12 protein-coding genes are annotated in these 10634 nt (G+C 70.9%); all 12 read left to right on the plus strand.

Annotated features, from left to right (window positions below; genetic code table 11):
• Positions 1 to 30 precede the first annotated feature (30 nt).
• The 12 genes from D7I43_RS28035 (at position 31) to D7I43_RS33125 (ending at position 10092) form a co-directional block, all read left to right on the plus strand.
• Entirely contained in the window at positions 31 to 1317 is a 1287-nt protein-coding gene (locus tag D7I43_RS28035) for a phage major capsid protein (RefSeq protein ID WP_120331586.1), read from the plus strand.
• A 13-nt stretch (positions 1318 to 1330) separates the two neighbouring features.
• The gene (locus tag D7I43_RS28040; RefSeq protein ID WP_120331587.1) at positions 1331 to 1921 is read left to right on the plus strand and encodes a phage gp6-like head-tail connector protein; all 591 of its coding nucleotides are present in this window, start codon (positions 1331 to 1333) and stop codon (positions 1919 to 1921) included.
• Entirely contained in the window at positions 1918 to 2325 is a 408-nt protein-coding gene (locus D7I43_RS28045) for a hypothetical protein (RefSeq protein ID WP_120331588.1), read from the plus strand. The genes D7I43_RS28040 and D7I43_RS28045 overlap by 4 nt, the downstream gene beginning before the upstream one ends.
• Positions 2326 to 2327: 2 nt before the next feature.
• Positions 2328 to 2735, plus strand: a complete 408-nt coding sequence (locus tag D7I43_RS28050; protein ID WP_120331589.1) for a hypothetical protein — start codon at positions 2328 to 2330, stop codon at positions 2733 to 2735.
• Between the two features lies 1 nt (position 2736).
• Positions 2737 to 3135 carry a hypothetical protein gene (locus tag D7I43_RS28055; RefSeq protein WP_120331590.1) on the plus strand — a complete coding sequence of 133 codons (399 nt, stop codon included), beginning with the start codon at positions 2737 to 2739 and terminating at the stop codon, positions 3133 to 3135.
• Positions 3136 to 3218: 83 nt separating this feature from the next.
• Entirely contained in the window at positions 3219 to 3632 is a 414-nt protein-coding gene (locus D7I43_RS28060) for an HK97 gp10 family phage protein (protein WP_240033199.1), read from the plus strand.
• Positions 3632 to 4684: a phage tail tape measure protein gene (locus tag D7I43_RS28065; protein ID WP_120331591.1), complete on the plus strand. Its 1053-nt coding sequence runs from the start codon at positions 3632 to 3634 to the stop codon at positions 4682 to 4684. Before D7I43_RS28060 ends, D7I43_RS28065 begins: the two co-directional genes overlap by 1 nt.
• Positions 4677 to 8468 (plus strand): hypothetical protein, encoded by a 3792-nt coding sequence (locus tag D7I43_RS28070; RefSeq protein ID WP_147427309.1) that lies wholly within the window; start codon positions 4677 to 4679, stop codon positions 8466 to 8468. Before D7I43_RS28065 ends, D7I43_RS28070 begins: the two co-directional genes overlap by 8 nt.
• Positions 8469 to 8478: 10 nt before the next feature.
• Positions 8479 to 8913 (plus strand): hypothetical protein, encoded by a 435-nt coding sequence (locus tag D7I43_RS28075; RefSeq protein WP_120331593.1) that lies wholly within the window; start codon positions 8479 to 8481, stop codon positions 8911 to 8913.
• Positions 8910 to 9614, plus strand: a complete 705-nt coding sequence (locus D7I43_RS28080; protein WP_120331594.1) for a hypothetical protein — start codon at positions 8910 to 8912, stop codon at positions 9612 to 9614. Before D7I43_RS28075 ends, D7I43_RS28080 begins: the two co-directional genes overlap by 4 nt.
• Positions 9611 to 9907: a hypothetical protein gene (locus tag D7I43_RS28085; protein WP_120331595.1), complete on the plus strand. Its 297-nt coding sequence runs from the start codon at positions 9611 to 9613 to the stop codon at positions 9905 to 9907. Before D7I43_RS28080 ends, D7I43_RS28085 begins: the two co-directional genes overlap by 4 nt.
• Positions 9908 to 9915: 8 nt before the next feature.
• On the plus strand, positions 9916 to 10092 hold the full coding sequence (locus tag D7I43_RS33125; RefSeq protein ID WP_192902292.1) for a hypothetical protein: 177 nt from the start codon (positions 9916 to 9918) through the stop codon (positions 10090 to 10092).
• The last annotated feature ends 542 nt before the right edge of the window (positions 10093 to 10634 follow it).

Consider the following 10634-nt stretch of genomic DNA (forward strand, 5'->3'; position numbering starts at 1 on the left):
ACCAGTTCGCATTGACCGAGGGGACCACCCGTGAACCCGTACCTGAAGCGTCTGCGTGAGCAGTACGAGGGCCTGCGCTCGGGCATCGAGGGCTTGCAGACCCGCGCCGCCGAGGAGAACCGCGACCTGACCGAGGACGAGCTGCGCTCGGTCAAGGAGCAGGGCGAGCAGGCCAAGACGCTCGCCAAGCAGATCGAAGACCTCACCGAGATCGAGACCCGCAACGCGCAGGTCGCCGAGATGGCCGGGAAGATCGCCAACGCGACGGGTGAGCAGACCCGCGCCGCCGGCGGCGCGACCACCCGCGACCGCGACCCCGGCCACTACACCAAGGGCGGCCAGCACTCGTTCTTCGGGGACCTGTACCGCAGCAAGGCGATGGACGACGAGGACGCCGCTCGCCGGCTCGTCGAGCACAACCGGGCCCTGACCACCGGCGGCGCCGGTGCGGGCGTCGTGCCGCCGAAGTGGCTGATCGACGAGTACGCGCCGCTGGCCCGGCAGGGCCGCCGCCTGGCCAACGCCGTGCGGAACATCCCGCTCGGCGACGACCCCCGGCCGATCACCCTGCCGAAGCAGACCACCGGCGCCGACACCGCGAACCCGGCCGAGCAGGCCGCCGAGAACGACGCCACCCCGTCGGCCGACAAGTGGGCCTCCGGCGTGGACACGGTCGTGCCGAAGCCGACCCGCGGCAAGCAGATCGTGTCCCGGCAGATGCTCGACTCGGCCAGCCCGGCGATCGACCAGCTCATCTACGGTGACCTGCTGGCCGCCTACGACGACCAGATCGAGGCCAAGGTCGGCGCCGCGCTGGTCGCCGCCGCCGGCGCCGCCGCGGTCACGTTCGCGTCGGAGGCGACGGACTGGAACACCGGCACGATCGTCCTGAACTCGGTGATCGACCTTCAGCTGGCGGTGCGCAACGCCCGCAAGCGGCCGGCGGACGTCCTGGCGATGAACGTCACCCGCTACGGCAAGTTCCTCAAGCAGCGCGACCCGGACGGCCGGCCGCTGATCCCCAACCCGGGGGTCGGGCAGGCGGTCAACGTCGCCGGTGTCGGCTCCGTCGCGGTCGACGGGATCATCGAGGGCCTGGCCGTCATCGCCACCGACGGGATCCCCACCGCCTACCCGGAGAGCTACCTCGCATTCCGGGCCGCGGACACGATCCTCTTCGAGGGCAACATGATGCGCTTCCGGTACGAGGAGCGGTCCGGGCCGGAGTCGGTGGAGCTGGGCATCTGGGCGTACACCGGCGTCGTCGTCCGGTACGCGGGCGCGTCGGTCAAGCGGGCTCAGATCACCGCGGGCTGACAGGCGGACCGACATGGCATGGGCGCCGGCCTACGTGACCCCGGACGATCTGAAGTCCTACCTGTACGTCGGCGACACGCTCGACGACGTGCAGTTGGCCTCAGCCGCCGAGGCAGCGTCCCGGGCGGTCGACGAGCAGTGCCACCGCCAGTTCGGCAAGCTCGACGAGCCGGCGCCCCGCCGGTACACGGCGCGACTGGAATGCGGCCGGTGGGTGGTGGACATCGACGACCTGATGTCCACCACCGGCCTGGCCGTGGCCGTGCCCGCGGGGCCGGTCATGCACGAGCTGGAGCCGGTCAACGCCGCCGCCGACGGCCGCCCGTGGACCCGTCTGGTGGTCGCGGCCGGCTCGCCGAACATGCCCTCCGGCGCCGACCATGAGGTCACCGTCACCGCCCTGTGGGGATGGGCCGCCGTCCCCGTGGCGGTGAAGCAGGCCACCCTGTTGCAGGCGTCCCGGTTCGCGGCCCGCCGACAGTCCCCGTACGGGGTGGCCGGGTCACCGTCGGACGGGTCGGAGGTGCGGCTGCTGGCCCGGGTCGACCCGGACGTGGCCGTGATCCTGGCCCCGTACGTGCGACGACAGTGGGTGTTCGCATGAACTTCGACAACGTCGCCGCAGAACTCCGCGCCGCGCTGGACACCATCGACGGGCTGCGGGTCGTGGAGTGGGGTGTGCGTCAGGTGCACCCGCCGGCCGCGCTCATCGGCCTACCCGAGCAGATCAGCTACGACCTCACCTACGGGCGGGGCACGGACCGGGTCGAGGACTGGCCGGTGATGGTGCTGCTGTCCCGCCCGAACGAGCCGCACTCCCGGCGGGCGATTGTCGAGTACGTGCACGGGTCCGGCCCGAAGAGCGTGAAGCAGGCGATCGAGGCGCACACGTACACGTCCTGCGACGACGTGCAGGTCGTGTCGGCGGAGTTCGACGTCGTCACCTTCGCCGAGGCCGACTACCTGGCGGCGGTTTTCCACCTCAACGTCATCGGAGGGGGTGCATAGCCATGGCGAAGGTCCACGGCAGGCACACGTTCATCTCACTCGGCGGGGACGACCTGTCGACGTTCACCAACACGTCGGAGATCACCCGCACCGCGGACTCCCACGACGTCACCGGCTACGGCGCCGATGCCCACGAGTTCGTCGGCGGGCTGAAGGGCGGCACCGCGACCATGGGCGGCATCTACGACAACACCGCCTCGACCGGCCCGCGGGCGGTGATCGAGCCGCTGATCGGCCAGACCGTCGAGCTGATCCGGCAGACGGAGGGCACCGGGGCGGGGAAGCCGCAGGACAAGGCCACCGTGCTGGTCACGCAGTACGTGGAGACCAACCCGGTGGCGGACATGGTCACGTGGTCGTGCGAGATGCAGATCTCCGGCACCGTCGACACCACCCCGCAGGCGGCGTGACATGGACAAGGCAGCCCTGTTCGCCCCCCGCCTGCCCGAGGACGACGTCGAGGTGCCCGGGGTGGGCCGCGTGCGGGTGCGCGGCCTCAACCGGTCCGAGGCGATGGCGGTCGGGAAGATCGAGGATGCCGCGCTGAAGGATCTCAACATCATCGCCATGGGCATGGTCGCGCCGAAACTCAGCGTGTCTGAGGTGCGGCGGTGGGGCGAGGCGGCGCCGGCCGGCGAACTCGAGGTGGTGTCGCGGCGCATCGCCCAGCTGTCGGGGATGCTCCCCGACTCGGCCAAGGAGGCGGTGAAGGAGTTCGAGGCCAACCCGGACTCCGAGTTTCGAGTTCTTCCTGGCGCAGCAGCTGGGGATGACGGTGGCCCGGCTGCGGGCGGAGATGCCCAACGGTGAGTTCGTCGGCTGGCAGATGTACTACGCGCGCAAGGCGCAGCGGGAAGAGCTGGAAGCACTGAAGGCGAAGGGGGGAGCCGGCCGTGGTGGCTGAACCGATCCGCATCACCGGGCTGGCCGAGTTCTCCCGGAACCTTCGCAAGCTCGACAACGATCTGCCCAAGGGGCTCCGGCTGGCGATGAACGAGGCCGCCCAGGTGGTCGTCGACTACGCCCGCCCGCGCATCCCCCGCCGCTCCGGCCGCGCCGCCCAGTCGGTGCGCGCCCGCTCCACCCGCACGGCGGCGCGGGTGATGGGCGGCGGCGCCCGAGTGCCCTACTACCCGTGGCTGGACTTCGGCGGCCGGGTCGGGCCTCGCCGCTCCGTCGAACGGCCCTTCAAGAAGGAGGGCCGGTACATCTACGCCGGGTTCTACGCCAAGCGCGCCGAGTTCGAGCAGATCCTCGTCGACGCGCTGGTGAAGGTGGCCCGTGACGCCGGGGTGGAGGTGGACTGATGGCCAAACCTCAGGTCACCCTCACCTTCGCCGGCGACTCGGCGAAGCTGGAGTCGGCGTTCGACCGGGTGGGGCAGGCCGCGCAGGACATGGGTCGCGACGTCGGCGAGGCCTCCAACTCCTTCGACCGGGTGGGCGAGGCGTCCGACACCGTGGACACCCGGGCCATGGGCTTCCGCGACACCCTGACCGGTCTCCAGGACGGGTTCGCCGGCCTGAAGCAGGCGACCTCCGGTGACCTGGGATTCGAGTCGCTGCTGTTGCTCGGCTTCGGTGTTGGTGACCTCGCCTCCGGTATGACCAACTTCCTCGTGCCCGCAACGAAGAGCGCCGTGGAGTGGCTGGGCAAGACGAAGGTGGGCACCCTCGCCACCGCGGCGGCGCAGAAGGTGGCCGCCGCCGGGTCGAAGGTGTGGGCGGGTGCCCAGTGGCTGCTCAACGCGGCACTGACCGCAAACCCGATCGGCCTGGTGGTGATCGCCATCGCCGCGCTGGTCGCCATCGTCGTTCTCATCGCCACCAAGACGGACTGGTTCCAGCGGCTGTGGTCGTGGGTGTGGTCGAAGATCGGTGACCCGGTCAAGGCGGCCTGGGACTGGATCAAGAAGGTCACGACGAAGGCGTTCGACTGGTACATCAGCCTGCCCGGCAAGATCTGGAACGCCTTCAAGAAGATCGGCGGCTACATATCCGCGCCGTTCCGGTCGGCGTTCAACCTCGTGGCCAAGGCGTGGAACAACACCATCGGGCGCCTGTCCTGGTCGGTGCCTGACTGGGTGCCCGGCATCGGCGGCCGGAGCATCGGCGCCCCGCAGCTGCCCACTTTCCACTCCGGCGGCACGGTGCCGGGCCGGCCCGGTGAGAACGTGCTCGCCGTGCTGCGCGCGGGCGAGCGGGTGTCGTCGCCGTCCGCGTCCGGGGGCGGCGGCGTGACCGTGCTGCGGATCGACTCGACGGACCGGCGAGTCGGGGAGCTGCTGATCGAGCTGCTCCGGCCCGCGATCGACCGCAAGGGTGGCCTTCAGCTCGCGCTGGGAACCCGCCGTGCGTAACGACCTCCTGATCGAGCTGTACCTCGGCGAGCAGTTGGGGTGGGTAGACGTGTCCGCCGACGGCCGCCAGGGCGTGGCCGACTCCGGCGGCGGGATCACCATCAACCGGCAGGACGGTGACGCCGGCACGATGGACCTGGTCCTCGCCAGCCCCGGAGGGAAGTACAGCCCCCGCAACCCGCGGTCCCCGTACTACGGGCTGCTGGGGCGGAACACGCCCGTCCGGTTCGGCATCGTGAGCCAGGTCGAGCAGTTCGACGTCAACGTCCCCGCCGGCTGGGGGCCGCCGTGGGAAGAGTTCGGCATCGGCGGAACGGTGGCGCTCGCGGACTGGTTGGTGACCGGCGGCACCGCGGTGCACCTGCTGCCGACCGACAACGCGTACCGGGCAACCGCATACAAGGACCGGCTGTACCTCGATGCTGAGGTGCGCACGCAGGTCACCGTCGACCGCAACGACATCGGCGGCGGCGCCGTCGAACCCGCGAACGTCTTCTTCCGGCGGCAGGCCGGCGGGACGGGCGAGTACTACATGACGCGCGTCGAGGTGCTGGCATCGCAGGACGTGCGGGTGTCGATCCATCACTCTCACGCGGGTGTGATCGCGGCCCCGGTCACTGTGGCCGGGCTGGTGTACGCGGGACAGCCGCTGGAGGTGGCCGCCAGCTGCGTCGGTGACCGGCTGGCGGTCAAGGTGTGGCCGGCTGGGTCGGCTGAGCCGCGGGACTGGCAGCTGACCGGCACCGACACGCGCATCACGACGCCCGGCCAGTTCGGGTTGCGGTCCGGGGTGGCGGCCGGGAACACCAACACCAAGCCGATCCGGTTCAGCTACAGCAACCTGCGGGTGATCGACCGGCGGGCGCACATGGAGGTGTCCGAGTGGCCATCGCGGTGGAACACGCCCGGCACCGACTCGTGGGTGCCGATCCAGGCGGCCGGCATCCTGCGCCGGCTGAGCCAGGGCGCGAAGCCGCTGGACTCTGCGCTGTTCCGGTTCCTGACGCGGGCGAACCCGACCGCCTACTGGCCGTTGGAGGATCCGGCCGGGTCGCTGTCGGCGCGCTCGGCGGTGCCCGGCGTGCCGCCGATGACGGCGTTCGGGTTCTCCCGGTTCACCGAGCCCGGGTCGGGCAAGCCGGTGCCGGCGGCGAACCTGCCGGTGTTCGGCTCCGGCGACGGCATCCCCGGCTCCCTGCCGGTGGTGGACCTGGCGCAGGGCGGGGTTCTCCAGGCGTCGCTGCCGTACTCGCCCGTGGCGAACTGGAAGATCGAGTGGGTGATGCGGCTGCCCCGCGACAAGGGCGCCATCGGCACGCTGCCCATCGAGTGGCGCACCGACGGGTCGTGGGGGCGGTGGCAGTTCACGATCTTCGAGACGAGCTTCGTGTCCACGTTCGGTGACCCGGACACGGGCATCAACGCCGGGTCCGCGTCGGCGACGCTCAACCTGTGGGACGGGCTGCCGCACCACGTGCAGATCGAGGCGTTCGACTTCGGTGATCCGCGCAACGTCGACGCCCGGGTCTACATCGACGGTTTCCAGGTGGCCCAGTACACGCCGTTCTCAGGGCCGATGCTCGGCACGTCCGGGTCGATCACCAAGGTCATCCTCAACCCGCTGGAGATCCGGCAGGACGAAGAGGATTCGCAGGCCATGCCGATCATGGGTCATGTGGCGGTGTGGAACCCGCCCGGCCCGCTGACCGAGACGGCGTCGGCGATGCTCGGCCACGCCGGGGAGACGGCCGCCGACCGGATCGAGCGTCTGTGCGCCGAGCAGGGCGTACCCGTGTTTGTCAGTCGGGGGCCGGACCCGTCGCCGGCGATGGGCGCGCAGCGGCCGGCCACGTTCCTCGACCTGCTGCGCGAATGCGCCGACGTCGACATGGGGATCCTCGGCGAGGCGCGCGAGCAGCTGGCGCTCACCTACCGGTGCCTCGGCAGCCTCTACAACCAGACGCCGGTCGAGCTGGACTACACGCACCTGGCGCCGCCGCTGGACCCCGTCGACGATGACGCCCTGGTGCGCAACGACGTCACCGCGTCCCGGCCCGACGGCGGCACCGCCCGGGCGGTCCTCGAGGTGGGGCCGCTGTCGACGGCGGCGCCGCCGGATGGGGTGGGTGTCTACGACACCAGCGTGACCGTCAACGTCGCCAGCGACGGGCAGCTACCCGACCAGGCCGGGTGGCGGCTGCACCTCGGCACGCAGGATGATGCCCGCTACCCGACCGCCCGAGTCAACCTCGCCGCCCCGCTGTGGCAAACGCTCACGGACCTGGCGGCGCAGGCGACCGCGCTCGCTGACGGGGATCTGGTCGAGCTGGGTGGGCTGCCCGACTGGCTGCCGCCCGGACCGGCGCTGTCCATGGTCCACGGCTCGGTGGAGCAGGTCGACGAGCACACGCGCACCATTGGTTGGACGTGGCTGCCGGCCGGCCCGTACACCGTGGCCACCGTGGACGGTGACCCGAGGGTGGCGGCGGACGGTTCGACGTTGGCCGCTGACCTGACCGGGGCGACGCTGCCCGGTACCGTGTGGGACTTCACGTCGTCGAGCGGCGTGATGGGCTGGACGGGCCTCAACGGGTCGGTGGCGATCTCCGGCGGGCAGCTGCTGTTCACCCCGGGCGGCTCCGCCGCGTCGGTGGAGCTGCGGTCGGCCAACGTCCCGGCTGTCGCGGGCCGGTCGTACACGGGCATGGTCCGGGCGACCTGCGCCGTGTCGCGCACCGTCACCCCGTTCCTGATCTGGCGGACCCCGACCGGCACACTGCTGTCGTCCACGTCCGGCACGCCGATGGCGGTCACCGCAGGCGTGCCGTTTGACGCCCTGGTCGCCGGTGTCGCCCCGGCCGGCGCCGGCCATGTGCAGCTCATGCTCGGGATGGGCTCCACCCCGCCCGCGACGCACACGCTGTCGGTGGACGTGGCGCGGCTGGTCGAGCCGCAGACCATGCTGCTCTCGTCCACCGCGGCGAACGGGCCGTGGACGACGGACCCGGCCGACATGCCGCTGGACATTCGAGTCGGCGGGGAGCGGGTCACTGCCGCGGCGATCGGGCCGGGGGTGGACGACCCGCTCGACGCCCCGTCGACAGGCGGGTGGGGCACCACACCGACCGGTGAGACCTGGACGACGGCAGTCGGGTCGGCAGCCAACATGTCCGTCTCCGGCGGGTTCGGCCGGCACTCCCTACCCGGTAACGACCAGCCGCAGGCGTGCATCCTGCCGCTGGTGCTGTCCGACTTCGAACTGCTGGCTCCGGTCCGGGTGCCTGTGATGCCGGCCGGCGCGCAACTGCTCGGCCAACTGCTAGCCCGGTGGGCCAACGTCAACTCCCACTACCGGGTCGAGGCCGGGTTCTTCCCCACCGGGGTGATGGACCTGCGGATCGTGCGGATCGTCGGCGGATCCCGCACCATCATCGGCGCCGCCGCCGGGGCACTCACGTTCGCCGCCAACCAGTCCGTGTGGGTGCGGGTCCGGTTCGAGGGGTCGCTGCTGCGCGCGAAGGCGTGGCTGTCCGGCAGCGCGGAGCCCAGTCCGTGGCAGGTGTCCGTCACCGACACCACCTACACGTCAGGGCGAGTCGGCGCGTACTCGGTGGCGGCCGGCGGCAACACCAACACCAAACCGGTCGAGGTGCTGTACGGATCGTTCACCATCACCAGCCCACAGCGGGCCGCCCTCGTCGCCCGCGGCGTCAACGGCTTCCAGCGGACCTGGCCAGCGGGAACCGACGTGGACGTGTGGCAGCCGGCGGTGCTGGCACTGTGAGGAGGAACTGATGGCGATCGCGTCCGGCCAGCGGCTCTCGGCCGCGCTGCTGCGGCGGCTCCGGCCGTCGTACTACGTGCAGTCGTCTACCGCCGAACTCAACGGTGCCGTCACTCAGGCGGACGTGCCCGGCGCCTCCGTGACGTTCACGACCGAGACAGCCGGCGCCCGGTGGATCTGCGAGGCGTGGTTCGACGCCGACCAGGGCGGCACCAACACCGCGCTGATGCTGGGCTACTGCTCGGTCGACGGGGTGATCCAGGAGGGGCAGGCCATCAACTCCGACCCGGCTGCGAGCGACCGGCACACCATCTCCCAGGTGTGGGACGGCACCCTGTCGTCGCCGGGCACGCACACGATCAAGCTGGTCGGCACCCTCGCCGCGTCTCAGCAGTTCCGGGTCGGTAACACCCGGCTCAAGGTCACGATCCAGGAGGCGGTATGAGCGGCTACTACCTTGCCCCGTCCCTCGCCGTGCTCAGAGCGGAGATTAACCAGCGGTGGCCGCACCGGGACAAGGCGTCGGACGGGTGGATCGGCGATACCCGCCACCAAGCTGGGAAGTCCGACCACAACCCCAACGCCCGCGGATCGGTGAACGCGATCGACGTCGACAAGGACGGCGTGGACGTGGCCGCCATCATCGCCGCCGTTGAGCGGCACCCATCGACCCACTACTGGATCTTCAACAGGCAGATCGCGGACCGGGACGACGGCTGGCGCCGACGCCCGTACAGCGGCGAAAACCCGCACGACAAGCACCTGCACGTCTCCATCCGGCAGTCCCGGACGGCGGAGCAGGACCAACGACCCTGGGGACTACTGGAGGACGACATGGACCGGGCCGAGTTCCTGGCGCACTTCCGGGCGGCGATCGCCGACGATTCGATCGTCCGCAGCCTTCGGGCCATCCCGTGGCAGTACGTCGGCGGTGGCATCCCGGAGGGGTTCAGCACCCTCAAGGTGCTCAACGACACGTACGGGCTCGCCGCGCAGGCGGCGCGGGCAGCCGGAGTGGACGTGGACGAGCAGGAGATCGTCGCGGGAGTCCTCGCCGGCCTCACCCCCGAGAAGATCGCGGCCGCGGTCCCCGACGGGCTCGCCCGCGACGTCGTCGACGAGCTGACCCGGCGGCTCGCGTCGTGACCAGCCCGATCGCCGAACCACCGGCAAGCGCGGACGGCGCCACGACCGTCCTCATCATGCTCGCCAGAGTCGAGGGCAAGTTGGATGTGGTGGCCGCGCAGCACGGCGCGCAGCTCACCGAGCACACCCGCCGCCTCGACGACCAAGGCCGCCGCGCGGACGACCTGGACGACCGGCTGCGGGCGTTGGAGATCCGGCCCACGCTCACCCCGGCGCGGATGCTGGCCGCGGTGGCGGGCACCGCCGCGGTGGTCGGCGCGTTGACCCCGTTCCTCGACCGCCTCTACTCGTAGGAGAAGCTGTGAACGTCAAGCCGTACGCCAAGGCCATTGTGGGCGGGCTGCTCGCCGGGCTCGGCGCGCTCGGTACCGCGCTGGTCGACAACTCGGTCACCCCGGCCGAGTGGGTGGGCGTGGCCACCGCGACCCTGGCCGGGCTCGGCATCGTGTACGCCGTCCCGAACCGGACCGTGCGGTGAGCCCCGGCCAGCCGCGGTCGTCTGGGACATTGCGCAAATTTGCGCAATGTCCCCGGGGCGGCCCACCCGCACCAACCGGCCCAGCCGGACCACGACCGAAGTAGCCGAGGGGTGACCGGGACAGTGTTCCGGTCACCCCTCTTCCCGTCCCCACGAGGTGCGGAATTTTCCGCACCTCGTGGACCGGTCCCGCTCCTGGATTCCTCCCTGCAGGGAGGAATCCAGGCCGTGCCTGCGCGCGTGGGGCGGACGGAAGCCCGCAGGTCAAGGGGCAAATTTGCCCCTTGCCGTCCCTGCGCGCGTGGGGCGGACTGGCTGGAAGGAAAACGCAACTCTGCGGAATTCTTCCAGGCCCCCGGGTCCCGCTCCTGGATTCCTCCTTGCAAGGAGGAATCCAGGAGCGGGACCCGGGGGGGGTCACGTCCCGTGGCGTGGTGTAGATCGCCTGCGTGAGGCCCTGTGTGCTGTTCAGTTTTCCGGTTCGTTGTCGAGCTGACAACGGGTCTGGTCAGGCAGCGATGAGTTCGCTGGTGGGGGCGCTC

Source organism: Micromonospora globbae, from assembly GCF_003610785.1.
Taxonomy (GTDB): domain Bacteria; phylum Actinomycetota; class Actinomycetes; order Mycobacteriales; family Micromonosporaceae; genus Micromonospora; species Micromonospora globbae.